Annotated in this window: 22 protein-coding genes; 4 read left to right on the top strand and 18 right to left on the bottom strand. The window is 66.6% G+C overall.

Annotated elements, in window-relative coordinates:
• Nucleotides 1–16: 16 nt before the first annotated feature.
• The 17 genes from DBZ32_RS05220 to DBZ32_RS05300 form a co-directional block, all read right to left on the bottom strand.
• Complete coding sequence (locus DBZ32_RS05220) at nucleotides 17–748, bottom strand: hypothetical protein (protein ID WP_119166012.1); 732 nt, start codon at nucleotides 746–748, stop codon at nucleotides 17–19.
• Nucleotides 748–1,620 (bottom strand): methylenetetrahydrofolate reductase, encoded by an 873-nt coding sequence (locus DBZ32_RS05225; RefSeq protein ID WP_119166013.1) that lies wholly within the window; start codon nucleotides 1,618–1,620, stop codon nucleotides 748–750. The genes DBZ32_RS05220 and DBZ32_RS05225 overlap by 1 nt, the downstream gene beginning before the upstream one ends.
• A gap of 259 nt (nucleotides 1,621–1,879) precedes the next feature.
• Entirely contained in the window at nucleotides 1,880–2,944 is a 1,065-nt protein-coding gene (locus DBZ32_RS05230; RefSeq protein ID WP_119166014.1) for an ABC transporter ATP-binding protein, read from the bottom strand.
• Entirely contained in the window at nucleotides 2,941–3,840 is a 900-nt protein-coding gene (locus tag DBZ32_RS05235) for an ABC transporter permease (RefSeq protein WP_119166015.1), read from the bottom strand. The genes DBZ32_RS05230 and DBZ32_RS05235 overlap by 4 nt, the downstream gene beginning before the upstream one ends.
• Before the next feature lie 4 nt (nucleotides 3,841–3,844).
• The gene (locus tag DBZ32_RS05240) at nucleotides 3,845–4,663 is read right to left on the bottom strand and encodes an ABC transporter permease (protein WP_119166016.1); all 819 of its coding nucleotides are present in this window, start codon (nucleotides 4,661–4,663) and stop codon (nucleotides 3,845–3,847) included.
• A gap of 97 nt (nucleotides 4,664–4,760) precedes the next feature.
• A complete protein-coding gene (locus tag DBZ32_RS05245) occupies nucleotides 4,761–5,765 on the bottom strand; it encodes an ABC transporter substrate-binding protein (protein WP_119166017.1) in 1,005 nt (334 codons plus the stop codon).
• Nucleotides 5,766–5,828: 63 nt separating this feature from the next.
• Nucleotides 5,829–6,890 (bottom strand): substrate-binding domain-containing protein, encoded by a 1,062-nt coding sequence (locus DBZ32_RS05250; RefSeq protein ID WP_119166018.1) that lies wholly within the window; start codon nucleotides 6,888–6,890, stop codon nucleotides 5,829–5,831.
• Nucleotides 6,891–7,066: 176 nt separating this feature from the next.
• A complete protein-coding gene (locus tag DBZ32_RS05255) occupies nucleotides 7,067–8,365 on the bottom strand; it encodes a TRAP transporter large permease (RefSeq protein WP_119166019.1) in 1,299 nt (432 codons plus the stop codon).
• A complete protein-coding gene (locus DBZ32_RS05260; RefSeq protein WP_119166020.1) occupies nucleotides 8,362–8,901 on the bottom strand; it encodes a TRAP transporter small permease in 540 nt (179 codons plus the stop codon). The genes DBZ32_RS05255 and DBZ32_RS05260 overlap by 4 nt, the downstream gene beginning before the upstream one ends.
• The gene (locus DBZ32_RS05265; RefSeq protein ID WP_119166021.1) at nucleotides 8,898–9,920 is read right to left on the bottom strand and encodes a TRAP transporter substrate-binding protein; all 1,023 of its coding nucleotides are present in this window, start codon (nucleotides 9,918–9,920) and stop codon (nucleotides 8,898–8,900) included. Before DBZ32_RS05265 ends, DBZ32_RS05260 begins: the two co-directional genes overlap by 4 nt.
• Nucleotides 9,921–9,959: 39 nt before the next feature.
• Entirely contained in the window at nucleotides 9,960–11,210 is a 1,251-nt protein-coding gene (locus tag DBZ32_RS05270) for a cytochrome P450 (RefSeq protein WP_119166022.1), read from the bottom strand.
• A 78-nt stretch (nucleotides 11,211–11,288) separates the two neighbouring features.
• The gene (locus tag DBZ32_RS05275) at nucleotides 11,289–12,512 is read right to left on the bottom strand and encodes a CaiB/BaiF CoA transferase family protein (RefSeq protein ID WP_119166023.1); all 1,224 of its coding nucleotides are present in this window, start codon (nucleotides 12,510–12,512) and stop codon (nucleotides 11,289–11,291) included.
• Nucleotides 12,513–12,517: 5 nt separating this feature from the next.
• Nucleotides 12,518–13,306: an enoyl-CoA hydratase/isomerase family protein gene (locus DBZ32_RS05280; RefSeq protein ID WP_119166024.1), complete on the bottom strand. Its 789-nt coding sequence runs from the start codon at nucleotides 13,304–13,306 to the stop codon at nucleotides 12,518–12,520.
• 8 nt (nucleotides 13,307–13,314) lie between these two features.
• Nucleotides 13,315–14,598 carry a TRAP transporter large permease gene (locus DBZ32_RS05285; RefSeq protein ID WP_119166025.1) on the bottom strand — a complete coding sequence of 428 codons (1,284 nt, stop codon included), beginning with the start codon at nucleotides 14,596–14,598 and terminating at the stop codon, nucleotides 13,315–13,317.
• On the bottom strand, nucleotides 14,595–15,233 hold the full coding sequence (locus DBZ32_RS05290) for a TRAP transporter small permease (RefSeq protein WP_119166026.1): 639 nt from the start codon (nucleotides 15,231–15,233) through the stop codon (nucleotides 14,595–14,597). The genes DBZ32_RS05285 and DBZ32_RS05290 overlap by 4 nt, the downstream gene beginning before the upstream one ends.
• Before the next feature lie 133 nt (nucleotides 15,234–15,366).
• Nucleotides 15,367–16,344, bottom strand: coding sequence for a TRAP transporter substrate-binding protein (locus DBZ32_RS05295; RefSeq protein WP_119166027.1), 978 nt, complete (start codon nucleotides 16,342–16,344; stop codon nucleotides 15,367–15,369).
• A 127-nt stretch (nucleotides 16,345–16,471) separates the two neighbouring features.
• Entirely contained in the window at nucleotides 16,472–17,680 is a 1,209-nt protein-coding gene (locus DBZ32_RS05300) for a pyridoxal-phosphate-dependent aminotransferase family protein (protein ID WP_119166028.1), read from the bottom strand.
• Nucleotides 17,681–17,919: 239 nt separating this feature from the next.
• Here DBZ32_RS05300 and DBZ32_RS05305 point away from each other — a divergent pair, with 239 nt between their 5' ends.
• Both DBZ32_RS05305 and DBZ32_RS05310 read left to right on the top strand, forming a co-directional pair.
• A complete protein-coding gene (locus DBZ32_RS05305) occupies nucleotides 17,920–20,880 on the top strand; it encodes an FAD-binding and (Fe-S)-binding domain-containing protein (RefSeq protein ID WP_119166029.1) in 2,961 nt (986 codons plus the stop codon).
• Nucleotides 20,877–21,626: a GntR family transcriptional regulator gene (locus DBZ32_RS05310; RefSeq protein WP_119166030.1), complete on the top strand. Its 750-nt coding sequence runs from the start codon at nucleotides 20,877–20,879 to the stop codon at nucleotides 21,624–21,626. The genes DBZ32_RS05305 and DBZ32_RS05310 overlap by 4 nt, the downstream gene beginning before the upstream one ends.
• Before the next feature lie 27 nt (nucleotides 21,627–21,653).
• Here DBZ32_RS05310 and DBZ32_RS05315 read toward each other — a convergent pair whose 3' ends face one another.
• The gene (locus DBZ32_RS05315) at nucleotides 21,654–22,559 is read right to left on the bottom strand and encodes a LysR family transcriptional regulator (RefSeq protein ID WP_119166031.1); all 906 of its coding nucleotides are present in this window, start codon (nucleotides 22,557–22,559) and stop codon (nucleotides 21,654–21,656) included.
• An 87-nt stretch (nucleotides 22,560–22,646) separates the two neighbouring features.
• Here DBZ32_RS05315 and DBZ32_RS05320 point away from each other — a divergent pair, with 87 nt between their 5' ends.
• Both DBZ32_RS05320 and DBZ32_RS05325 read left to right on the top strand, forming a co-directional pair.
• Nucleotides 22,647–23,360: an SDR family oxidoreductase gene (locus DBZ32_RS05320; protein WP_162906576.1), complete on the top strand. Its 714-nt coding sequence runs from the start codon at nucleotides 22,647–22,649 to the stop codon at nucleotides 23,358–23,360.
• Nucleotides 23,361–23,387: 27 nt separating this feature from the next.
• On the top strand, nucleotides 23,388–24,011 hold the full coding sequence (locus DBZ32_RS05325) for an NADPH-dependent F420 reductase (protein ID WP_119166033.1): 624 nt from the start codon (nucleotides 23,388–23,390) through the stop codon (nucleotides 24,009–24,011).
• Nucleotides 24,012–24,065: the final 54 nt, after the last annotated feature.

Here is a 24,065-nt window from a genome sequence, read left to right on the forward strand (position 1 = left end):
GGCTGGGTCGACGCTGCTAGGCAGCGCTGCGTGGGTCGCCCAGAGCGCTGGCGTGGTGGAGGCTGGAGGGGGTCTGTGCTTCCTCCTGCACCACGCCCGGGACCGACGGCCGGAAGCCGTCTGCCGCCGTCCGGCGCAGGGCGGCATCGAGACCGGCCGGGTCGAGACCGACGACCAGTCGCGCACCCGTGGCCACCGCCCGCGGCAGATCCTTCGGCGCCAGCTCGACCAGAGGCAAACGCCGGCCGTCGAGCAGAGGCACGCGCTGTCCGGTTTCCGCTTCCGCGGCGGCGGCGGCCGCAGCCAGCGAGGCCGTATCGTCGGCGATCAGCGCGTCGACACCGCCGGCCAGCAGGCCGGCAATCTGCGAGGCGGTCGCGGCCTCCGCCCGGCCCAGCAGAAATCGCCGCCGGCCCTGCCCCGGCACGGAATCGATAGCCTGACAGGCCAGGTCCGCCGCTGCATAGGACAAGGCGAAACCCGCATCGGCCAGATCCGTGTCCCGGAGCCGCGGCGTTTCGACCAACAGCAAATCGACGCCAGCCTCGAGCGCGCGGACGGCGGCCGCGCGCACCCGCAGGGCACGGGTCACAGCCAGAGCCTGGGTGCAATCGACCAAGCCCAGAAGGTCGCGCGCCGGATCCGTCGCGTCCTGCTGTGCCGCGAGGGCGCAAGGATCGGCCGCCAGCAAAACACGCAGCTCGAGCGCCTGCTCCAGACGGCGCGGCGATATCGCTGCCGTCGCCATCAGGCCGCCGCCTCGCGCAGCTTGGCGGGACTCGCCCAGCCAAGATCGCGGCAGATGTCGATGGTCAACTCGGGCCGATTCAGCGTGTAGATGTGGAAACCCTCGACCCCCTCGCCCTGCAGCCGGCGGCAGAAGGAAACGGCCGTCTCGACGGCGGCTTCGTGATGCGCGTCGGGCTGGTCGGCCAAGGGTGCGAAGCGCGCCTCCAGCCAGGCCGGGACGCTGGCGCCGCACCTACGGCTGAAGTTGGAGACCTTGGCGAAGTCGAAGACCGGCATGATGCCGGCGATCACCGGCGCGTCGATCCCCGCCGCCGTGACCCGGTCGCGGTAGCGCAGGAAAATCTCCGGCTCGAAAACATACTGGGTGATGGCGTCGTCCGCCCCTGCCGCGAACTTGCACCGCAGGTGCACCAAATCGGACTCACCGCCGCGATAGTCCGGGTGCGGTTCCGGGTAGGCGCCGACCGAGACATGTCCGGCGCCCAGGCGCTTGAGCGCCTCGGTCAGTTCGGCCGCTCCGGCATAGCCCTCCGGATGCGGCGTGAAGGCATCCCCCATCTCGGGCATGTCGCCGCGCAAGGCCACGAAGTGCGAGATCCCGGCCTCGATCCAACTCTTCGCCAGGTCGTCCGTCTCGGCCCGGCTGGCGCCGACCGTCGTCAGGTGCGCCGCTGGAACCGTTCCCCTCTGCTGCCGCATACGCCGCAGAACGCGGTCGCTGCGGTCCCTGGCGGACCCGCCGGCACCGTAGGTCACCGACAGATAAGCCGGCTGCAGCGCCGAAAGGCGGGACACCGTCGTCCAGAAGCGCTCTTCCGCCTTTGGCGCAGGCGGGAAAACCTCGAAGGAAACTTGGGGCATCCGCGACATGAGGCAGGCCTTCCTCAGCTCTCGGTCTTGCGTGGCACGAAGCTAGCAGCAAGAGATTAACTGATCCAAAAGCGCCAGCTTGTGACGGCAATTCGACCTCGATATCCATATCAGCATATTGTTATATAGACAAGTTGCGACTTCATGAAGACGGCAGGCGGCAGGCCCACCTGGCTGGAAATGACAAGCTGCGATTCGCCGTCCGGCGGCATCGCGGTGCCCCAGGCGCCCTCGGCGGGACAAGGCGACGGAGACAGGGTCAGTCCGGCAGCCGGATGACATCCTGCGGGTCGAGCGCGAATCCGACCCGCTCTCCGGGACGAAACTCACGCCGTCCCGGCGCTTCCGCGACGACGGGCCGCTCGGTGAGGCCCTCGACGATCAGCCGCGTGCGATTTCCCAGGAACAGGGCCGAGGCAACGCGGCCCGACAGGACCGCGTCTTGGGAGTCCGTGACAAGCAGGGCTTCCGGGCGGCAGAGATAGTCGGCCTCGGCAGCGTCGGGAGTTTCATCCGAGGCCGGCAACCGCACCCGGCCGCCGGGCAATTGCAGCCATCCGCCGCGCCGAGAGCCGCGCAGCAGGTTCATGGTCCCGATGAACTCCGCAACGAAGCGGCTGGCCGGCCGGAAGTAGATCTCTCTCGGCGGTCCGATCTGCGCCACCTGCCCACGACTCATGACGACGATGCGGTCGCCCAAGGCCATGGCTTCCGACTGATCGTGGGTCACGTAGATCGCCGTGATGCCCAGCCGGCGCAGCAGCGCGTCGATTTCCACGCGCAGCCGTTCGCGCAACGCGGCGTCGAGCGCGGTCAGCGGCTCGTCGAGCAAGAGCACTCGGGGCTGCACGGCCAAAGCACGCGCCAGCGCGACCCGTTGGCGCTGACCGCCGGACAACTGGTCGATCCTGCGGTGAGCCAGATCGCCGATCGCCATCATCTCGAGCACCCCGGCAACCCGGCTTTGCCGCTCGGCCTCGGAGACTCGCCGGACCCGCAGGCCATAGCCCACGTTGCCGGCCACATCCATGTTGGGGAAGAGCGCGTAGGACTGGAAGACCATGCCAACCCGGCGCTTTTCGATCGGGAGCGGCGTGACGTCCTGCCCATCGAACAGCACGCGGCCGCCGGGATCTGGCGCCTCCAGCCCCGCCACGAGACGCAGCGTCGTCGTCTTGCCGCAGCCCGAGGGGCCCAGGAACACAACGGTTTCGCCCCCCGCGATCTCCAGATCCAACGGCTCCAACGCCCGCGTGCCGTCGGGGAAGGTCTTGGAACAGCCCCGTAAGTGCACGGGGGTGCGCGGCGTCTCGCCAAGCGTCATCGCGGCGCCTCCGGAACCCGGTCCCCGGACAACCCGGCCGCGGAGGCGTCGGCCGTGTTGCCCGCGTTGTCATCGGCAAGCGGCCGGGCCGCGCGGGCGCGGCGTTCCAGCCGGCTCATGGCCTGCATCGCGACCAGCAGCGGGACGATCATGACGAAGAAGACCAGCGTGAAGGCGCTGCCGACTTCCAGCCGCATCGAAGCGTAGGAGTCCGCCAGTCCGACCGGCAGGGTCTTCGTGAGCGGTGTATGCAGCATCCAGGTCAGGTTGAACTCTCCGATGGAAAGGGTCACCACCATCAGCGAGCCGGCGAGAATGCCGGAGCGGGCGTTGGGCAGGACGATGGTGAAGAAGCGGGTCCAGAAGCCGGCCCCCAAGCTGGCCGCTCCCTCCTCCAGAGTGCGCACGTCGATCGAGGCCAGCACCGCCATCACGGCCCGCAGCATGAAGGGCAGCGTGTAGAGGACATGGCCGACGAGGATGAAACCCCAGGAGCGTCGAAACTCCCCCAGGCCGCCGTAGGTCAGCAGCAAAGCCAGGGCAATGGCCAGGCCGGGGATTGCGACTGGCAGGGTCACGACCTCCTCGACCAGCCGCGTCAACCAGGTCTGCCGCACGGTCAGGACATAGGCCGCGGGAATGCCGATCAGCAACGTGACGGCCAGGCAGGCCAAGGCGATGCCCAGGGTCAAGAGCAGCGTATCGCTGTAGAGCTCGAAAACCTGCAGCACCCACTTCAGGGTCAGGCCGCTGGACAGACCCTGAAAGAAGTTCACCGTGATCCCGGCGAGCATCGACAGCAGCGCCGGCAGGATCAGGAAGCTGCAGACCAGAAGGGTGAAGGCAAGCTGCACCCAGAACCCCCAACCGCGCCGTTTCGCAGAACCGCCCAGCATTCTACTATCCCGCCGCCGCAACGCTGTTGCCGGCCAGGCTGCGCGACAGCGCAAGAACCAGCCAGGTAATCGCGCCCAAAACGATGGAGAGCGCGGCCGCCGTCGCGAAGTTGGCGTAGAGCACGAACTCCGTGTAGATGGTCATCGGCAGCACGTCGATATCCGTCGCCAGGGTGAAAGCGGTCCCGAAGGCGCCCATCGCGGTTGCGAAACAGATCGCGCCGGAGGCCAGAAAGGCCGGCCTCAGAGCCGGCAACACGACGTCGCGCAGCACGGTCCAGGGGCCCGCACCCAGGGAGCGGGCCGCCTCCTCCAACGCGGGGTCCAGCTTCTCGATCGCGGCCATGATGGTCAGGATGACTCGCGGAATCGAGAAGTAGACGTAGCCCATGAAGAGGCCGGCCATCGAGTAGGCGAAGACCAGCTTGTCGCCGAAGACCGCATCCGTGATGCCGCCGATCACACCCTGCCTGCCGGCCAGCATGATCACCATGAAGCCGACGACCACGCCCGGAAAAGCGAGTGGAAAGGTCATCAGCGCCACCAGCAGATCGCGTCCGGGAAAGGCATTGCGCTGAAGAAAAAGACCGGCCGCGGTGGAGATCGCCAAAGTCATGAGCGTGACCCCTGCGGACAGGAGAATAGTGTTGAGAAAACTCTCGAAGTAGCGCGGCGTCGTCACCACCGCCGCATAGGCGGCGACGCCCGCGTCACCGCTGGCGCCGACCAGGATCAGCCTTGCGATGGGCAGCAGGAAGAAGGCGCCGATGAGAATGACGAGCGGCAGCAAGAGAAGGAGGTGACGAGACAAATCGCGGGACATCGCAAGACAATCCGAACGGCAAAGGCCGGCGGCCGTCCTACCTGGACACCCGCCGGTCGCGCAGAACCAGAAGTCGGAACTAGGATTCGGACTCCGCTCAGCGCACCTCGTTAAGGTAACGCTCGCCGAAGTCCCTCTGAACCTGCTCCATCTTGGCGTAGTCCACCGGAGTGGCCCGCTCGTAATCGCTGTCGGGCAAAAACTTCTCGGCGATCTCCGCCGGCAACTCGATTGGGCGTGCCGGCTTCAGGAAGGCGTTGGTCCAGATCGCCTGGCCGGCGTCCGACATGATGAAATCCAGAATCTCCTTGCCCTTTTCCATGTTGGGCGCATCGGCGACCAGGCTCATCACGTAAGGCACCACGACGGAGCCCTCGCAGGGCAGCACGAATTCGAAGTTGCCGTCTTCGGTGTACTTGGCACGATAGGCGTTGAAGTCGTAGTCGAAGAGAATGGGAATCTCGCCCGAGACGACGCGGGCGTAGGAGGTCTGCTTCGGCACGATCGGATCGTTTTCGGCCAGATCCTGGAAGTAGGCGATGGCCGGATCGAAGTTGTCCAGATCGCCACCCATCGCCCGATTGACCGCCACGGCGCCGGCATAGCCGACGAAGGCACTGGAGGGATCGAGATAACCCACCATGCCGTCGTATTCCGGCTTGGTCAGATCGGCCCAGCACTGCGGCACTGCGGCATCGCCCAGGGCATCGACGTTGACGAAGAGACCGAGCGTTCCGAAATGGGTCGTGAACCAGTGGCCCTCGGGGTCCTTCAGGCCGTCGGGGACTTCCTCGAAACCAGCCGGCTTGTAGGCTTCGGTGACACCCTCGGCCTTCGCCTTGATCCCGAAGGTGACGCCGTAGTAGGCGATGTCGGCGACGGGATTGCCCTTCTCCGCCAGCAACTGGCTGAGCGTCTGACCGCTGTTCTTGTTGTCGTGCGGAATCTCGTACCCCAGCGCCGCCTCGATCGCGTCGAGCTGGGAGGCCCAGTCGGCCCATTGCGGCGGACAGTTGTAGCAGATCGCGTCCGCCGCTTCGACACTCGGCATGAAGGCAACCACGGCCCCGGCGGTCGCCAGGCCCAACATCACGTTACGCATCGATCCTTATCCTTTCCTCGTCTTCAAAAGATGCAACGGGCCGGCAGTCTCAAGACCTCTGGCTCAAGACGTCCGGCCGGACAGAGGCAGTGGCCCGGACCGAGCCGGCCCCACCGTCTCCCCCCGGCGCAGGCTGTGGGTCAGCAGGACAGGCGCGCGCAGGCTCTCGGCCTCTTCACCGCCGGCCATCAGCTTGGCCAGCAACCCGAAGGCGTCGCGCCCCATCGCCTCGGTCGGCTGGACGATCGTGGTGAGCTGCGGGCGCAGCGCCGCTGTCATGGCGATTCCGTCGAAGCCGACCAGGGAAAGATCGCGCGGCACCTCGAGCCCAAGACGGGTCGCCGCGGCCATCACGGCGACCGCGATGAGGTCGGTCGAGCAGAAGAGCGCCGTCGGCGACTCCGGCGTCGTCAGGGCGCTTCGGAGCTCCCGTGTCAGGTCCGTCGCCTCGAAGGCGACCTCGATCACCGGATCCGGCTCCAGCCCGGCGCGCAACATGGCATCGTCGTAGCCGAGCCAGCGCAGGCGCGCGCGGTCGCTGTCGGCGAACTGACCGGCGACCATGCCGATGCGATGATGACCGTAGCTTTTCAACAACTCGACCACCTCGCGGGCGGCGGCGACATTGTCGACGGTAACCGCGGCGCGGTGTCTTACGCTCGGCTGATTGTAGATCAGCACATAGGCCACCCCGCGCTCGTCCAGCTCATCCAGCAACTCACTGTCGTCGGACTTGGCGACGGTCAGGATCAGGCCGTCCACGTTGTGGCTGAGCAGCGTTTCGACCGCCTCCGCTTCCTCGCCCTTGTCGTAGTTGGTCGCCGTCAGGAGCACGCCGTAGCCGGCGGCCCGGGCCGCGCCCTGGACGCCCTGTACCGAACCCGCGAAGACCGGATTGGCCAGTGAGGGAATCATCAAGCCGATCGTCGAACTGCGCGCGGTCTTGAGACCCCGACCCAGACGGTTCGGCCGAAAGCCGAGTTCCTTGATCGCCTCGCGCACGCGCTGCGTCGCCGCCGAATGCGGCGGCGCCAGGCCGTTGACCACCCGGCTGACGGTCGCAACCGAAACTTCGGCGCGCGCGGCGACCGTGCGGATGGTGGGTGGAGTCTTGACCGTGCTCATGGGGCGGAGACGCCATGCCAGAGAAGCCTTGGCCTTCCCTGTGAGCGCGCGCCGAGCCGCGGTCACGTAAACGTTTTCTTACGGACCGTGAAACAACGTGTAACGCTTTGACCGGAAACCGAAATTTGCCCCACTCGGCGGCGTGAAATTTTGATGACGTCCAGGAAGGACAGGACTCACAGTCGACCGGGCAACCAGAGCGTGAGTGCCGGCAGGGCGATCAGCAGCGCAAGCCGCAGGACGTCGGCTGCCAGGAACGGCAAGATACCGCGGATGATGGTGGACTGGCGCAAACCCGGAACGACACCCTGGATCACAAAGAGATTCATACCGATCGGGGGTGTGATGAGGCCGATCTCGGCGGCGGTGACCAAGAGGATGCCGAACCATACGGGATCGAGCCCCAAGGCCGCGACGACCGGAAAGACGAAAGGCACCGTCAGCAGGATCATGGAGAGGGAGTCCATGAAGCAGCCGAGCAGCAGGTAGAACAGCATGATCAGCAGCAGCACGGTCATCGGTGCCAGCCCCGCACCCTCGACCCAGCCGGTCAGCAGACGCGGCAGGCCGCTGGTTTCGATGAAGTAGTTGAACAGCGCCGCCCCCACCAGGATCAGGAAGATCATGCCGGTGGTGCGCGCCGTCTCCTCCGCCGCGTCGAGCAGCATCCGCCAGGTGAACTGCCCGGTGACGGCCGTCAGTGCAATGGCGCCGAAGGCCCCGATCGCCGCCGCTTCGGTCGGCGAGAACCAGCCCCAGTAGATGCCGCCGATCACCAGGAAGAACAGCAGTGCCACGGCCCAAACCCGCTTGAGCGATGCCCGGCGATGGCCGCGTTCCGGCTTCCCGGTCGCCGGCGCCAGCTTCGGATCGATCCGGGTTTGCACGAAGACGGCCGCCATGTAGAGCAGCGTGGCGAGCAGACCGGGGATCAGCGCGCCGACGAAAAGCTGCCCGATCGAGGTCTCCGTCAGCAGTCCGTAGATCACCAGCAGAATCGAGGGCGGGATCAGGACGCCGAGCGTGCCGCCGGCGGCGATGGAGGCCGCCGCCAGGGAATCGGCATAGCCGAAACGGCGCATCTCCGGCAGGGAAACCTTGCCCATGGTGGCAGCGGTGGCAAGGCTGGACCCGCAGATCGCCCCGAAGGCCGCGCAGGCCCCGATGGTCGCCATGGCGAGACCGCCCCGCGCCCGGCCCACGAAGGCACCCGCCGCCTGATAGAGACTCCGGGACAGGCCCGCACGCGCCGCGAAGACACCCATCGCGACGAACAGCGGCACTACAGACAGGCTGTAGGGAAAGACCGCTTCGAAGGGCGCGGCACCGAGCACGAAGCCGGCGCCGAACCAGCCGTTCAGCAGCGCGAAGCCACCGACGCCAACGACGCCCATGGCAATTGCGACAGGCACGCGCAACAGCACCAGAAGCAAGGCACCGAGAAAGGCGACGAGACCGAAAAAGGGATCACTCACGCCTGCTCCCTCCCCCGATCCGCCCCCTGCAGGGCCGCAAGCAAGGCCGTGATCGCAATCAGCAAGGTCGCCAGCAGCGAGAGGGCGGCCCCGAACAGCAGCGGCGCCCAATACCAGGTCTTCGGCAGGCCGAGAGTTTGGGAGACATCGCCGAACTGAGCCTGCTGCGCCGCCGCCTGCCAGCCGTAAATCAGGATCAGCGCCATCAACCCTGCGGCAAGCCCCGCCCCCAGTGCCCTCAGCAAGGCCGACAACCGGGACGGCAGGCTCTGCGCCAGCAGGTCGACGGACACATGAGAGTCGGTCAGGAAGGCATAGGGAATCGCCAACCAGGCCGCCGCCATGACGCCAAGCTGCACAAGATCGACCACGCCGAAGATGGCGCTATCGGTCGGACGGAGCGCCACGTCGACAACGGTCACGGCCATCGCCCCGCCCAGCCCCAGCATCCCGAGCAGAGCGACGATGCGGGCGAAGCGGGTGAGCAGATCGTCCAGACGCGCGAGCGTAGCCCCGCTCGGCCGATCTCCGGTCACTTCGCTTCGAACTGTGCGACGTAGTCCTGGGCCTTTGCGAAGATCTCACGAGCGTTCTCGACGCCCTGCCCCTCCAACTCGTCCAGGTAGGCCTCGATCATCGGCGCGAGCGCTTCGCGCCAGCGGGCGCGCTCGGCGTCGCCGAGGGTCGTGACGCCATTGCCCTTCTCCTTGGCCGCGGCCAGTCCCGGCGCGTCCCAGGCATTCCACCAGTCGCCGAACTTGGCCGTCAAGGCGTCACCGGAGGCACCATCGATACAGGCCTGCACATCGGCCGGCAGGCGGTCGTAGCTGCGCTGGTTCATCACGAGAAAGAAGGAAACCGTGTAGGCGCGCGCGTCGAGATGGTGCTCCAACACCTCCGCGAGCCGGAAAGAACGGACCGGATCCCACGGGAAGACGGTTCCGTCGATCACACCCTTTTCGAGATTCTCGTAAACCTGACCCGGCGGCATGCCCTGGGGAATCGCGCCCAGGGATTCGAGCATCATGGAGATCGCCGGGCTGGGTGTCCGGATGCGCAAACCCCGCATGTCCTCCATCGTCCCGACCTGCGTTCCACGCGTGTGGATCAGGCCGCCGTTGTGCGCGTGCAGCGCCAGGACCTTCAGGCCTTCGTACTCCTCGGCCAGATAGTCCGGGAAGAGCGCCCAGAGGGTGCGGGACGCGGCATCGGCGGACTCCGTCAGGAAGGGCAGATCGATCACCGAAGTCCGCGGAAAGCGCCCGCGCGGGATGCCGTGCAGGCCATGGGCGATATCGACCACACCGGCCAGAACCTGTTCCTGCTGCTTGGCGACATTGCCGAGCTGGGTGCCGCCGGGAAAGATCTCGACGGCGACCTGACCGTTGCTGCAGGTCGCCAGGTCCTCGGCCCAAGGCTGGAGGAAATCGGTGTGAATACCGTGCACCGGCGGCAGGAAGTGGCTGAGCTTGAGCTCGTACTCGGCGGCCTGGAGCGTACTCACGGTCAAGCCGACCGCGAAGACGGTCCCCACCAGAAGCTGTGCGATCCGCATGGTGTTATCGAACCTCCCTCTTGTTCAGTTTGTCGCGGTCTAGGCGCGGCCGAAGGCGATCGGATAGGACAGGAAGCCTCGGAAGCGGGCGCGTCCGCCGCGCCGATAGGCTCCGGCGCGGCGGATCTCCGGCATGCGGGCCAGCAGCCGCCCAATGGCGATCTTGCCCTCCAGTCGCGCCAGGGTCATGCCGGCGCAGGCGTGAATGCCGCCGCCGAAAGCCAGGTGACGGTTGGGGGTACGCCCGATATCGAGTCGGTCCGGTTCGGGAAACTGCGCTGGGTCCCGGTTGGCGGCGCCGATGCCGAGCGTGACCAGTGTCCCGGCCTCCAGGGCGACACCGTCGATCTCGGCAGGTTCCAGCAGACGGCGGTTGCCCAGTTGATTGGAACTTTCGAAGCGCAGGAACTCCTCGACGGCCGTGACGATCAGGTCCGGCTCGGCGCGCAGGCGCACCATCTGGTCGGGGTATTCCAGCAAGGCGGCGATGCCGTTGCCGATCAGGTTGGTGGTGGTCTCATGGCCGGCGTTCAGCAGAAAGATGCAGTTCTGCACCAGCTCCACCTCACTCAACCGCTCGCCGGCATCGGTCGTCTCGGCCAGCAGCATGCCCAGCACCTCGCCCCCCTCGGCCAGCTTTCCCTTGCGGTAGCGGTCGATGTGGAAGGCCAGGTAGTCGCTGAACGCGGTGACCGAGCGGTTGCCCCACTCCAGCGCCGCCGCGCTCGGCACCGGCTCGAGCGCGCCCAGAATGGCAAGCGACCAGTCGCGCAGAGGGCCTCTCTCGCTCTTGGGAATCCCGAGCATGTCGCCGATGATCTGCACCGGCAGGCCGGCGGCGTAGTCGGTCACCACGTCCATGCCGCCCCGTACCTCGGCTTCGTCCAGCATCTCCTCGACCATCTCGACGAAGCGGGGCTCCAGCAGATTCAAGGCACGCGGCGTGAAGGCCGGCGCCAGAAGCCGCCGCACCCGGGTGTGGAGCGGCGGATCGTTGAAGACGAGGCTAGTGGTGTGGTGCAGGAAAAGCGGAGAGTCGCCGTACTTCGGGGCGAACTCGATTTTCTTGTCGGAACTGAAGCGCCGGTCGCGATAGACCGCCGCCACGTCGTCGTAACGGGTCAGAAAGACACCGCCGTCGGGCTGGCGGTGGACCGGGTCGAAGGCCCGCAACAGACGATAGGTCGGATAGGGATCGTCCAGAAAGGCTCTGTCGATCTCGCGCAGATCGAAGGCGAGCGCCCGTGCGCGCGCCTCCCGCTCGCTCAGCTCGGCCGCCAGCGCGACCATGCCGCCTCCTCCCGGTATTTATCCTTTTTCGTTGGCGCCATTCTCGGCAGAGGATCGTTTGCGGTCAATCCTGGGTGTTCAATCTTCGGCAATCAGCACGCCGCTCGTCAGCAGCGCGGCGATCTGCTCGGCGTCGTAGCCGGCCTCACGCAGGACCTCCCGGCTGTGCTGGCCGTAAAGCGGCGCCGGTCGGGTCACGCCGCCCGGCGTTTCGGACAGCTTGATCGGCAGGCCGAGCGTCTTCATCGGGCCGACGGTCGGATGCTCTAGCTCCACCACCATCTCGCGCGCGAGGGCCTGGGGGTCCCTGTGCATTTCGCCGACGCTCAGGACCGGTCCGGCCGGGAAGCCAGCCTGCTCGAAGATCGCCAGCCATTCGGCCGTCGTCTTTGCCTTGAAATAGGTCTCCAGCGCGGCCACCAGTTCGTCCAGATGCGCCATGCGCGCCTTATTCTCGGCGAAGCGGGGATCCTCCGCCAAGGGCTGCGCGCCGAGAGCCTCCAGCAGGCGCAGCCAGTTCGCCTGGTTCGCCGCACCCACGTTGATATAGCCGTCCGCGGTCGCGAAGGCCTGATAGGGCGCGTTCAGCGGATGCGCCGAGCCGAGCGGGCCCGGCGAGTTGCCTGTCGCGAAGGCGATGGCCGATTGCCAGTAGGTCTGAACGATTCCGGCCTCGAACAGCGAGGTATCGACCCGCTGTCCCCGCCCCGTCCCGCTTCGCGCCTGCAGCGCCGAGACGGCGCCCAAGGCACCCAGGATGCCGGCGACAACGTCGGACACCGGCGCGCCGACCTTGACCGGCGGCCGGCCATGGCCCTCGCCCGTGATCGACATCAGGCCGCTCATGCCCTGCGCGATCAGGTCGAAGCCGCCGCGTTCGGCATAGGGACCGCTGCGTCCGAAGCCGGAGAGTTCGACGTAGATCAGCCCGGGATTGTCCTGGCGTAGCGCTTCGTAGCCGAGACCTAGCCGTTCCATCGTGCCCTGGCGGTAGTTCTCGATCACGATATCGGCGTCGGCCAACAACCGCCGCAGGACCGCCAGACCCTCCGGTTCCTTGAGATTCAGGGCGATGGCGCGCTTGTTGCGGTTGACCATCATGAAAGCCGAGGACTCTCCCGCCTGCTCGGGCGGCGTCATCCGGCGCGTATCGTCGCCGCCCGGCACCTTCTCGACCTTGATCACCTCGGCGCCCAGGTCGGCCAGCATCAGGCCGCAGACCGGACCGGCCATGATGTGTGCCAGCTCGATCACCTTGACGCCGGCCAGCGGCCCCTGCGCTGCCCTATCCTGCCCTGTCATGTCCGTCACCGGCCTTCGAAGTCGGGCTCGGTTTTGGCGAGGAAGGCCTTGTAGCCGATCTCGAAATCTTTCGTGCCGTAGCAGGCGAAGCCCTCGTCGAACTCCGTTTCGCTCAAGGGTGTCGGGTCCTCGAGGCGCTTCAGGAAGGCCTTGTGCCAACGTGCAACCAAGGGCGCCCCCGCCGCGATGCGCGCCGCCGTCTCGGCCACCTCCTCGGCGACACGCGCGTCTGGCAGGACGCGCGTCACCACACCCTTCTCCTTCGCTTCGGCCGCGTCGAAGATGCGCGCCTCCAACAGGATCTCCAGCGCCGTCTGTTTTCCGACCAGATCCCGCAAGGCCTGGATTTCCGGGTAGGCCATGACCAGACCGAGCTTGGCGATCGGCGCGCCGAAGCGGCTCGACTCACCGCAGATGCGCAGATCGCAGAGGCCGGCGATCTCCATCCCACCGCCGACGCAGATCCCGTGAATCTGCGCGAGGGTGGGATGACGCATCTCCCGCAGCGCCGTGAGGGTGCCGTGCATCAGCCGTCCGTAGTCCTTGGCCTGCTCGGGGTTGGAGCGCTCCGTCTCGAATTCGGAGATGTCGTTGCCCGGCGAAAAGGCCTTCTCCCCGGCACCGCGCAGGATCACGCAGCGGAGGCTGTCGTCGGCCTCCAGCTCCCGCAGCACCTCGCCCAGACGGCCCCACATGGGCTTGGTCATGGCATTGAGCTTGTGCGGGCGGTTCAGCACGACGGTAGCGATGGCGCCGTCGCGCTGAACCAGAACGGTCTCCTCTGGTGCGGACATGTCTCTCCTTAGCGGTACAGAACTTCGACCAGGGTCATGGGCACGGCGGGTACGTAAGTCACCAGCATCAAGACCGCCAGCAGCACACCGATGAACCAGATGTTGGCCTTGCTGACCTCCCAGACGTTGGCGCGGGCGATCGAGCAGGCGGTGATCAACACCGACGCGACGGGCGGCGTCTGCTGGCCGATGGCCAGATTAAGACAGACGATCAGTCCGAAGTGAACCGGATCGATGCCGACCATGGAGATCAAAGGAACGACCACCGGCACCACCAGGATGATGGCGGCGGCGGAGTGCAGGAACAGGCCGATGATGAGGAAGAAGACGTTCATCATGGCCAGGATCGCGGTGGGGTTCTCCGTGATCGAGAGTACCCAGGCGGCAAGCTGCTGCGGCAATTGCTGTTCGGTCAGGTAGACACCCACCAGGGCGGAAGACGCGACCAACAGCATCACGACCGCCGTCTGCATCGCGCCGTCCAGCAACGCGGCCCGCAGGAAGGTCAGGTTGAGGTCGCGGTAGATCACGCCGCCGATGAAGAGCGCGGCGGCCACCGCCAGACCCGCCCCCTCCGTGGCCGTGACCACACCGCCGAAGATCGAGCCCAGGATGATGATCGGCAGGAACAGCGCGGCCAGAGCCTCCTTGAAGGTGACCCAGACCCGGCGGAGATTGAAGATCTCCTCGACCGGCCAGCCATAATGCCGCGCCAGCAGGTAGGAGATCAGCATGAGCGAGAAACCGCCGAGCACGCCCGGTACGATCCCGGCGACGAACAGTTGAACGATCGAGGCGTCGGCCATCACCCCGTAGAGGATCATCGGGATCGACGGCGGGATGATGATCGCCAGCGAGGCCGAGGAGGAGGTGACGGCAGCCGCGAAGGCCTTCGGGTAGCCGCGCTTCTTCATCGCCGGAATCAGGATCGAGCCCGTCGCCGCCACGTCGGCCACGGCGGAACCAGAGATCTCGGCAAAGAACATCGACACGCCGATGTTGATCATCGCCAGGCCGCCCCGGATGAACCCGAGCAGGGCCGAGGCGAAGGCGATGAGACGGCGGGAAATGCCGGAGGCGTTCATGATGGCGCCGGCCAGCACGAACATGGGAATGGCGAGCAGCGGGAACTTGGTGGCGCCGTCGTACATGACGAGCGCCACGTTCACCAGGGCATCGAAGCCGTCCGAATACCAGATGGCGCCGACCGCCACGAGGCCGAGGGCGACGGCGATGGGAATTCCCATGAGGATCAGGGCGAAGAGCCCCGAGAGCATGACGCCGAGGATCATGACTGCGCCCTCCGTAGCGCTGCCGTAGCGGCCTCGCCCTGTCCCAACGGGCCGTCCGCCGCCGGCAAAGCGCTGTTCTCATCCATGTGATGGCGCGCGATCTCCTCGATTTCCTCACGCTCGTGACTGACGCCGGCCTTGACGCGCTGCCAGTGCGCCGGAAGGCTCAAGAGCTCGCAGAGAATGAACAGCGCGCCGCCGATCGGAATGACCGACTGCGTCAGCTGCACGGGCACCCAGTTCAGGCTGACCAGCGTCATGCCCTCCAGGACGACCAAGACCTTCCAACCCATCCAGGCCATCAGGCCGAAGAAAAAGATCACCAGTGCTTCCGAAACAGCGGCAAGGGGCAAGCGGATCGACGGCGGCAGCGAGAGCAGAAGCCCATCGAAGCCTATATGCCCCCGCTTCAGGGCCGCCAGGGCCGCACCATAGTAGGTCAGCCAGGCCAGCAGGATGGAAGCAACCTCGTCGGCGAAGCTGAGCGAAGCATCGAGCTTGCGATAGACCACCGAGACGATGATCAGGGCCGTCAGAATGACCATCAGGCCGATCACCACGATCTCGAGGAAGCGTTCGACGACTTTCGAGATCCGCTCGAGCAGACTCGGAGACGAAGCCAGGACAGACGACATGGCGCAGCACTCTTCGAAAGCGGATTGTCAGGGACGGCGGTGCGGAACGGTCACGGCGGCAAAGGACTTCCGCCGCGACCGTCCGTCTCACGCTCCGCGCCGAGCCGTCGGGCCCGGGCGCGCGGAACCGCCGTTAGGAGCCGGCGCCCAGGCTGATGGACGTTTCCACCATTTCTGCGCCGCCATCGACCTGCTCGGCGAAGGCCTCGTAGATCGAGGCACTGGCATCGATAAAGGCCTGCTTGTCAGGCTCGTTCACCTGCATGCCGCCCGCCTTGAGCTGATCGAGCAGATCGATATCCATCTGTGCCGCCGTCTCATAAACGAAGTCCTGAGTCTCTTGCGCCACTTCCATGAGCACCGACTGAACGTCTTCCGGCAACTTCGTAAAGTGATTTGCGCTGACGGTCACATAGGCCGGCGTGTAGACGTGGCCGGTCATGGAGAGATAATCCTGAACTTCGTTGAACTTCGCCGAGGCGATCTGCGCCAGGGGGTTTTCCTGGCCGTCGATCACACCGGTCTGCAGGGCGACGAAGACCTCCGAGAATGCCATCGGCGTCGGATTGGCGCCGTAGGAACGGAACATGTTCACCCGCCACTCGCCGTTCGGGGTACGCAGCTTGACGCCCTGCAGGTCGTCCGGGGTATTGATCGGCTTGGCGTTGTTGGTGATGTTGCGGAAGCCGTTTTCCCAAAGCGCCAGGATCTTGTAGCCCTCGCGCTCGGCGGCCGGAAGCAGGGTCGGCTGCACGACCTCCGCCTCGATCAGCCGCATGTGATCGCGGTCTTTCACCAGGTAGGGCATCTCGAACAACCCGAACTCGGGCGTAACGGACGACATCACCGTCGAGGGCAGCGCGAAGTCGATCGTGCCGAGCTTCAGCTTCTGCAGCATCTCGCGGTCCTTGCCGAGCTGGCTGGAGCCGAAAACGGCGACGGACCAGCCGTCCGGCAGCCGCCCGTTGGCCTGCTCGGCGAAGTGCTCGGCGGAGACGGCGAAGAGAGATCCCGGCGCTCCGACGTGACCGAATTTCAGTTCCTTGGCCGCCGCCGGCGCAACGAGGCTGGCGGACACCAGCAAGGCACCGGCGAATTTCAACATCTTCATGGCAATTCCTCCCGTGGTTTCGTCTTTTCGTCTCGAGCCGTGCTTCGGCCTTCTTTGTCTTCGCAAGGTTGCGTCTTGACTGGGCTGCGGCGTCCACTCCGCGGCCGCAGGATCGTAACCGGCACTTCTAGTCGCCGGCTGCAGCCATTTTTGGCGCGGCGACCTCTTCGGCGCCGGCCAGGTAGTCCATCGCGGCCAGCACGCCGCCCGCCTTGTAGGGAACGCGGGCCGCCGCGAGTCCCATCTCCACTCCGGCCAAGGTCCCGGCCAGCATCAGGTCGTTAAAGGCGCCAAGGTGACCGATCCGGAAAACCTTGCCCGCGAGCCTGGAGAGACCGGCGCCGAGCGACATGTCGAAGCGGTCGAGAATCACCTTGCGCAGAGCGTCCGCGTCGCTGCCCTCGGGCATCACCACGGCCGTGAGCGCGGAGGAATACTCGCGCGGTTCCTGGCACAGCAGTTCCAGTCCCCAGGCGCGCACGGCCCTGCGCGTCGCTTCGGCGTGGCGGTCGTGGCGGGCGAAGACATTCTCCAGCCCCTCTTCCTCCAGCAGCATCTTCAGCGCTTCGCGCAGGCCGTAGAGCAGGTTGGTGGCCGGTGTGTAGGGGAAGAAACCCTTGGCGTTGGGGCCGAGCATGTCGTCCCAGGCCCAGTAGGACCGGGGCAGCTTCGCCGTCTTGCCGGCGGCCAAGGCCTTGTCGCTGACCGCGTTGAAGCTCAGCCCCGGCGGCAGCATCAGGCCCTTCTGAGACCCCGAAACGGTGACGTCGACACCCCAGTCGTCGTGACGATAGTCGATGGAGGCGAGCGAGGAGATCGTATCGACCAGCAGCAAGGCCGGATGTCCCGCTGCGTCGATAGCCTTGCGCACCTCGGCGATACGGCTCGTGACACCCGTCGAGGTCTCGTTGTGCACGACGCAGACCGCCTTGACGGCATGGCCTTTGTCGGCGCGCAGCTTTTCCTCGACCAAGGCCGGGTCGACGCCGCGGCGCCAGTCGCCGGGCACGAACTCGGCGTCGATGCCCAGACTGCCGGCCATCTTCATCCAGAGCGTGGCGAAGTGACCCGTCTCGAACATCAGCACCTTGTCGCCGGGCGACAGCGTGTTCACCAACGCCGCTTCCCAGGCACCGGTCCCGGAAGCCGGGTAGATCACCACCGTGCCCTCGGTCTGGAACACCCGCTTCGTCCCCGCCAGGACCTCGGCTCCCAGGTCCGCGAACTCCAGGCCGCGATGATCCATGGTCGGATGATCCATGGCCCGCAGCACCCGGTCGGGTACGTTGGTCGGTCCCGGGATCTGTAGAAAATGACGGCCGGTGTGCAGAGCCATGATCGCGGCGAGCCTCCCTCTTGTCGTTGTCGGTGCGCGTTTAATGCGCACTTGATCTTGTCATTATGCATGCAAGATGCAAAGCGGCAAGGTTCTTTTTATCCATAACAAACCAATGCTTCTGATAATGATCGATTATTATCAGCATGATATGGGATACTCCCCTTTCCGCGGTCGAGTTGCATCTTGCATGCAATCTGCCGTATCCTGGTGACATTCGATGGTAACGAGGAAGCGCCATGCCCGTCGCGACAGACCCCAGGCCCGCAGAGTCCGCGTCCCAGCCGAAGCGGCCCGCGCGCGGCAGTTCCGCCCTTGGCGGCAGGTTGCGGAACGCGGTCGAGGGCGAAGTACTTTTCGATGCCTTCAGCCGCGGGCGCTACGCCACCGACGCCTCGATCTATCAGATCGATCCACTGGGCGTCGTGGTGCCGAAGACCGAAGCCGATGTCCGTTCGGTTCTCGAGATCGCGGCGGAGGAAGGCCTTCCGGTCCTGCCGCGCGGCGGCGGGACCTCGCAGTGCGGTCAGACGGTGGGCGAGTCGCTGGTCCTCGATCTGTCCAAACACCTCACCGGACTCATCGACCTCGATGTCGGGGCGCGCCGCGCCGTCGTTCAGCCGGGGCTCACCCTGGACCGTCTGAACCGGCAGCTCAAACCCCACGGCCTCTGGTTCCCGGTGGACGTCTCGACCTCCAGCCGCGCGACGCTCGGCGGCATGACCGGCAACAATTCCTGCGGCGCACGCTCCCTCTACTACGGCCCGATGCGCGACAACGTCGCGGCCATCGAGGCCTTGCTGCCCGACGGCACACCCATGCGTTTCGGCAGCGTCGATCCGGCCAAGCTCGTCTCCAACGAACCCGACCGCATCCGCGACCTCACCGCCAGCCTGCTGAACCTGGGCGCACGTGAGGCGGAGGAGATAAAGGCGCGCTTTCCCGACCTGATGCGGCGGGTCGGCGGCTACAACATCGATGCCCTGATGCCCCCCGCTACGGCGGATCGGGAGATCAACCTCGCGCACCTGCTGGTCGGTTCCGAGGGCACCCTGGCCTACTCGAACCGCATCGAGTTGAAGCTGTCTCCCCTGCCCCGCCACAAGGTGTTGGGCGTGGTCCACTTCCCGACCTTCTATGAGGCGATGGACAACACCCGGCACATCGTCGAACTGGGGCCGACCGCCGTCGAGCTGGTCGATCGCACGATGATCGAGCTGGGTCTGAAAAATCCGCTGTTCCGCGATACCATGGTGCGGTTCCTGCGCGGCGAGCCCGATGCCCTGCTGCTGGTCGAGTTCGCCGGCGACGACGCGGAGAAGAATCTGCGCCGACTCAAGAACCTGGTCGACCTGATGGGCGATCTCGGCTTCCCGGACGCGGTCGTGGAGGCGACCGAGCCGGCTTTCCAGCAGGCGATCTGGGAGGTGCGCAAGCAGGCGCTCAACATCATGATGTCGATGAAGGGCAGCGGGAAGCCGATCTCTTTCGTCGAAGACTGCGCCGTGCGGCTGGAGGACCTGGCCGAATACACCGACCGCCTCACCCAGGTGTTCGAAAAGCACGGGACGCGGGGTACCTGGTACGCCCACGCCTCGGTCGGCTGCCTGCACGTCCGCCCGGTCCTCAACATGAAACTCGACGAAGACGTCAAGACCATGCGCGCCATCGCCGAGGAAGCTTTCGAGATGGTGCGCGACTACAAGGGCTCGCACTCGGGCGAGCATGGCGACGGTCTCGTGCGCAGTGAGTTCCACGAGGCCATGTTCGGCCCACGCATGGTGAAGAGCTTCGAGGAGGTGAAGACGCTGGTTGATCCGGACTGGCGGATGAACCCCGGCAAGATCGTCCGCCCCGCCAAGATGGACGACCGCAACCTCTTCCGTTTTAAGCCGGGCTACGAAGTCGAACCCATCGAAACCGGTCTCGACTGGTCGGACTGGGGCGGCTTCGGCGGTGCCATCGAGATGTGCAACAACAACGGCGCCTGCCGTAAGTTCGACGCGGGCGTGATGTGTCCCAGCTTCCGGGTCACCCGGAATGAACAGGACCTGACGCGTGGACGGGCCAACACACTCCGTCTCGCCGTCTCCGGCCAATTGGGACCCGAGGCTCTGGCCAGCGACGAGATGCTGGAGACCCTGAAACTCTGCGTCTCCTGCAAGGGCTGCAAGCGCGAGTGCCCGACCGGTGTCGATATGGCCAAGATGAAGATCGAGGTGCTGCACCAGCGCGCCAGGACCAGGGGCGTACCCTTGCGCGAGCGACTGGTCGCCTACCTGCCCCGCTACGCGCCCAGGCTGCGGCACATCGCCGGCCTCGCCAACCTGCGCAATCGGGTCGGCCTGCTGCGCCGTCTCGGCGAAGCCTGGCTCGGCTTGGCGGCGGAGCGCCCGCTGCCGGAATGGCGCGACGACGCCTACTACCCGAGCGAAACGGCCGTCGGGCCGGAGGACGGCCGTCCCGTCGTGCTCTTCGCCGATACCTTCAACCGCCACTTCGAGCCGGAGAACGCGCGCGCCGCCGTCAAGGTGCTGACCGCCGCCGGCTATCGGGTGCACCTGCCCCGTGCGGCGAACCAACCGAATCGCCCGCTCTGCTGCGGGCGCACCTTCCTGTCGGCCGGCCTTGTCGAGCAGGCACGGGCCGAGGCGCGGCGCACCCTGGATGCGCTGCTGCCGCTGGTGCGCCAGGGCCTGCCGGTGGTTGGGCTCGAGCCCTCCTGCCTGCTCACCCTGCGCGACGAGTTTCTGTCGCTGCTTCCGGGCGAGGAGGCCGCCGCACTGGCCGACAAGGCGCTGCTGCTGGAGGAGTTTCTCGACAGCGAGGCCGAGGCCGGGCACTTCGCGCCCAAGCTCAAGCCGCTCGGCAAGAGCGCCCTGCTGCACGGCCACTGTCACCAGAAGGCCTTCGGCGCCGTCAAGCCGGTCGAACGCGTCCTGAGGCTGATTCCGGATCTCGAAGTGACGACCGTGGAGTCCTCCTGCTGCGGCATGGCCGGCAGCTTCGGCTATCAGGCGGAGACCCTGGACTCCTCCCGCGCGATGGGCGAGCTTGCTCTTCTGCCTGCGATGCGCGCGGCGCCGGCCGATGCGATTCTGGTGGCCGACGGCACCTCCTGCCGTCATCAGATCGCGGATGGAGCCGGACGGCAGGCCCGGCATGTCGCCCTGATCCTGGAAGAGGCGCTGGATGCATGAGTGAGCCGACCGCCGGAGAACAAACGACCGAGCTGCGGGCCGTGACACCGATCGCCCGGCGCTCCCTGCACGACGAACTGGTGGCGCGGCTGCGCAACATGATCGTCGAGGGCGAGCTGCGGCCCGGCGCGCGGCTGCCGGAGAAGGAACTCTGCAGCCAGTTCGGCGTCTCCCGGACCCCGCTGCGCGAGGCGTTGAAGGTGCTGGCCTCCGACGGTCTGGTGGAAATCTCGCCGCACCGCGGCGCGACGGTGGTGCAGATCTCCCGCGGCGATGTCGAGGAGATGTTTCCGGTCATGGGCGCGCTGGAGGCGCTCGCCGGCGAGCTAGCCTGCGCCAACATCGACGCCGCCGGCGTCGCCGAAATCACCGCCCTGCACCACCAGATGGTCGCGCACTATCACCGTAAGGAGCGGGCCGAGTACTTTCGGCTCAATCAGCAGATCCACGAGCGCATCCTTGAGGCGGCGGGCAACGCCACCCTCACGGCCCTGCACGGCGGACTCGCCGGCCGGGTGCGGCGCGCGCGCTTCATGGCCAACATGAGTCCGCCACGCTGGCAGCAGGCGGTCGAGGAGCACGAGCAGATCCTGGCGGCGCTGACCGCCCGCGACGGCGCGGGCCTCGCCGACATCCTGCGCCGGCACCTGGCCCACAAGGCCGAGGTGGTGATCGCCAACATGACCGCCGCCGAGACGGAAACCGAGACGGAAACCCACACGCCTGCGGAGAGCGTGGCAGGCTGAGGCTGCCCTGACGCGCGTCTTTCCGCGCTACGGCTCCTGTCCGATCCGGGCGACCTCGCCGACAGCGAAGCGCTTCGCCGGCGCCGTCTCCGTCGCCCGCGACCAGATCAGGGAGACGGTCCAGGGCTCCATCGCGATCGGCAAAGGGTGAAGGCTGCAGCCGGCCCGCTCCGCCAGAGCTTCCGCGACGCTGCGCGGGATCGCGGCGATGTAGTCGGTTCGACCGACAATGTCGGGGATGACGATGAACTGCCCGACGGTCAGGGCGACGCGTCGTCTCAATCCCAGTTTCTGCAGCGCCGCGTCGACGACACCGCGTTCGTCGGCGCGCAGAGTCATCAGGATCTGGGGCAGCTCCGCGAACTGCCGCGGCGACAGATCCGCGACCGGCGCCGGGTGGTCCTTGCGGGCGATGCAGACGAAGTCGTCCTGCCGCAGGGTCTGCTGAAGGAAGCGCGGGGGAAGGTCGGGAAACCGGCCGATGGCCATGTCGACGCCTCCCGCGTCCAGCTCCGCGAAGATCCGGTCCTTGTCCAGCGGTCTCAGATGGAGATTGAAGTTCGGCGCCGCCGCGCCGAGTCGCTGGGCGAGCCGCGGGCTCAAGGTCAGATTGATGTCGTCGCTCGTGGCGATCACGATCTCGGCCGCCGCGCTTGTCGGGTCGAAGGGCGCGGGCGGCTCGACCGCCTCCCGGATCAGGGCCAGGGCCGCCGCGATCTTCGGCGCGAGGCGTTGGGCCTGCTCCGTCGGCGCCATGCCCTGGGGCGTCCGGATGAAGAGCGCGTCGCCGAAGAGTTGGCGCAGGCGGGCAAGCGCGTTGCTCATGGAGGGCTGCGCGAGACCGATCCGGGTCCCGGCCCGGGTGACGCTGCCTTCCCGGTAGAGCGCATCGAAGGCCTTGAGCAGATTGAGGTCGACCGTTGCCAAATTCATGCGGTCAATGACGCATATAACGACAATCTATTTCAACAATTCATGCGGGCCACCCAGATACCGGACAGGCCGTTCGGGAGGGTGAGGATGGATCGCAAACGCAGAGTTCTGGTTGCCGGCGGCAGCTCGGGGATCGGTCTGGCCACGGCCCGCGCCTTCGCCGAGGCCGGCGACGATGTCACCATCGCGGGCCGCTCGCCGGACAAGCTGGCGGCGGCGCAGAAGAGCTTGCCGATTGGCGTTACGGCCGAACGGGTCGATGCCCTGTCGGACGCCTCGGTCGCCGAGCTCTTCGGGCGTCTCGGTCCGCTCCACGATCTGGTCCTGACCGTCGGTGCCGGCGCGGCGATGGGGCCATTCGAGACCGTCGGGGTCTCGGCCATCGCGCAGACCCTGGAGACGAAGCTGATGGCGCAGGCGCGCCTCGCCCACGCTGCGCTGGAACATTTGAGTGACGACGGCACCATCACCTTCCTCGGCGGTGTCGCGGGGCGCCGGCCGCTCCCCGGAATGATCGCGGTCGGCGTCGCCAATCTGGGCCTGCAAGCCCTGGCGTCGGCCTTGGCAAAGGAGCTGGCGCCTCTCCGGGTCAACCTGATCGCCCCCGGCCTGGTCGACACGCCAGCCTATGCCGGTATGCCGGCGGAGGCGCGCGCCGCCATGCTGCGGGCTACCGCCGACACCTTGCCGGTCGGACGGGTCGGGCAAGCGGAGGACATCGCCGCCGCCATCGTCGCGGTCGTGCGGAACGGCTATATCACCGGCGCCGAAATCGAGGTCGACGGCGGCGCGCATCTTTGACGCGAAACCAGCATCGGGAGCGGACTTATGAAGATCGGCATCCTCGGAAGCGGAAACATCGGCGGGTCGCTCGGGCGGCTCTGGGCGAAAGCGGGGCACGAGATCTGCTTCGCCTCGCGCAGCCCGGACAGCCTGGCGCCCTTGGTCGCGCAAGCCGGCGCGGGAGCCCGGGCCGGATCGCTGGAGGAGGCGATGGCCTTCGCCGACGTGATCCTCGAAGCGCTGCCCTTCAGCACGACGATGAACCTGCCCGCCGAGGCGCTGGCGGACAAGATGGTGATCAGCGCCGCCAACTACTATCCCCCACGAGACGGGCAGGTCGATCTCGGCGGGCTGTCGCAGACGGAAGCATTGGCCCGCCACCTGCCCCGGACGACGCTGGTCAAGGCCTTCAACATGATGTTCGCGACCGAGATGGAGGCTCTGGCGAACGGCCAGGGCACGCCCGGACGCGCCATCTTCCTCGCGGGCGACGATGCGGACGCCAAGTCGATCGCCGCGCGACTGATCGAGGCCGCCCACTTCGTTCCCATCGACGCCGGCCCGCTGCGCAACGGCCGCTATTTCGAGAACGGGGCGCCGCTCTACGCGAAACTCTGGGACGCCGAGACCGCCAAGGCGGAATTGGCGGCGCTGAAGGCCAAGGCGTAAGCCAGAGCAAACGACCGGAAGCGCCGCCGCACTGTAAACGTCACAGATCCTGGC

The organism is Algihabitans albus (assembly GCF_003572205.1).
In the GTDB taxonomy this organism is placed as follows: domain Bacteria; phylum Pseudomonadota; class Alphaproteobacteria; order Kiloniellales; family DSM-21159; genus Algihabitans; species Algihabitans albus.

What these genes read in the sequence shown, in the direction of transcription:
- DBZ32_RS05265 (WP_119166021.1), bottom strand. Translation starts at nt 9,920, where the DNA reads ATGCGGATCGCACAGCTTCTGGTGGGGACCGTCTTCGCGGTCGGCTTG.
- DBZ32_RS05245 (WP_119166017.1), bottom strand. Translation starts at nt 5,765, where the DNA reads ATGCGTAACGTGATGTTGGGCCTGGCGACCGCCGGGGCCGTGGTTGCC.
- DBZ32_RS05220 (WP_119166012.1), bottom strand. Translation starts at nt 748, where the DNA reads ATGGCGACGGCAGCGATATCGCCGCGCCGTCTGGAGCAGGCGCTCGAG.
- DBZ32_RS05280 (WP_119166024.1), bottom strand. Translation starts at nt 13,306, where the DNA reads ATGTCCGCACCAGAGGAGACCGTTCTGGTTCAGCGCGACGGCGCCATC.
- DBZ32_RS05240 (WP_119166016.1), bottom strand. Translation starts at nt 4,663, where the DNA reads ATGTCCCGCGATTTGTCTCGTCACCTCCTTCTCTTGCTGCCGCTCGTC.
- DBZ32_RS05235 (WP_119166015.1), bottom strand. Translation starts at nt 3,840, where the DNA reads ATGCTGGGCGGTTCTGCGAAACGGCGCGGTTGGGGGTTCTGGGTGCAG.
- DBZ32_RS05320 (WP_162906576.1), top strand. Translation starts at nt 22,647, where the DNA reads ATGGATCGCAAACGCAGAGTTCTGGTTGCCGGCGGCAGCTCGGGGATC.
- DBZ32_RS05305 (WP_119166029.1), top strand. Translation starts at nt 17,920, where the DNA reads ATGCCCGTCGCGACAGACCCCAGGCCCGCAGAGTCCGCGTCCCAGCCG.
- DBZ32_RS05270 (WP_119166022.1), bottom strand. Translation starts at nt 11,210, where the DNA reads ATGGTCGCGCTGGCGGCCGAGCTGAGCGAGCGGGAGGCGCGCGCACGG.
- DBZ32_RS05300 (WP_119166028.1), bottom strand. Translation starts at nt 17,680, where the DNA reads ATGGCTCTGCACACCGGCCGTCATTTTCTACAGATCCCGGGACCGACC.
- DBZ32_RS05310 (WP_119166030.1), top strand. Translation starts at nt 20,877, where the DNA reads ATGAGTGAGCCGACCGCCGGAGAACAAACGACCGAGCTGCGGGCCGTG.
- DBZ32_RS05315 (WP_119166031.1), bottom strand. Translation starts at nt 22,559, where the DNA reads ATGAATTTGGCAACGGTCGACCTCAATCTGCTCAAGGCCTTCGATGCG.
- DBZ32_RS05275 (WP_119166023.1), bottom strand. Translation starts at nt 12,512, where the DNA reads ATGACAGGGCAGGATAGGGCAGCGCAGGGGCCGCTGGCCGGCGTCAAG.
- DBZ32_RS05225 (WP_119166013.1), bottom strand. Translation starts at nt 1,620, where the DNA reads ATGTCGCGGATGCCCCAAGTTTCCTTCGAGGTTTTCCCGCCTGCGCCA.
- DBZ32_RS05230 (WP_119166014.1), bottom strand. Translation starts at nt 2,944, where the DNA reads ATGACGCTTGGCGAGACGCCGCGCACCCCCGTGCACTTACGGGGCTGT.
- DBZ32_RS05290 (WP_119166026.1), bottom strand. Translation starts at nt 15,233, where the DNA reads ATGTCGTCTGTCCTGGCTTCGTCTCCGAGTCTGCTCGAGCGGATCTCG.
- DBZ32_RS05285 (WP_119166025.1), bottom strand. Translation starts at nt 14,598, where the DNA reads ATGATCCTCGGCGTCATGCTCTCGGGGCTCTTCGCCCTGATCCTCATG.
- DBZ32_RS05250 (WP_119166018.1), bottom strand. Translation starts at nt 6,890, where the DNA reads ATGAGCACGGTCAAGACTCCACCCACCATCCGCACGGTCGCCGCGCGC.
- DBZ32_RS05295 (WP_119166027.1), bottom strand. Translation starts at nt 16,344, where the DNA reads ATGAAGATGTTGAAATTCGCCGGTGCCTTGCTGGTGTCCGCCAGCCTC.
- DBZ32_RS05325 (WP_119166033.1), top strand. Translation starts at nt 23,388, where the DNA reads ATGAAGATCGGCATCCTCGGAAGCGGAAACATCGGCGGGTCGCTCGGG.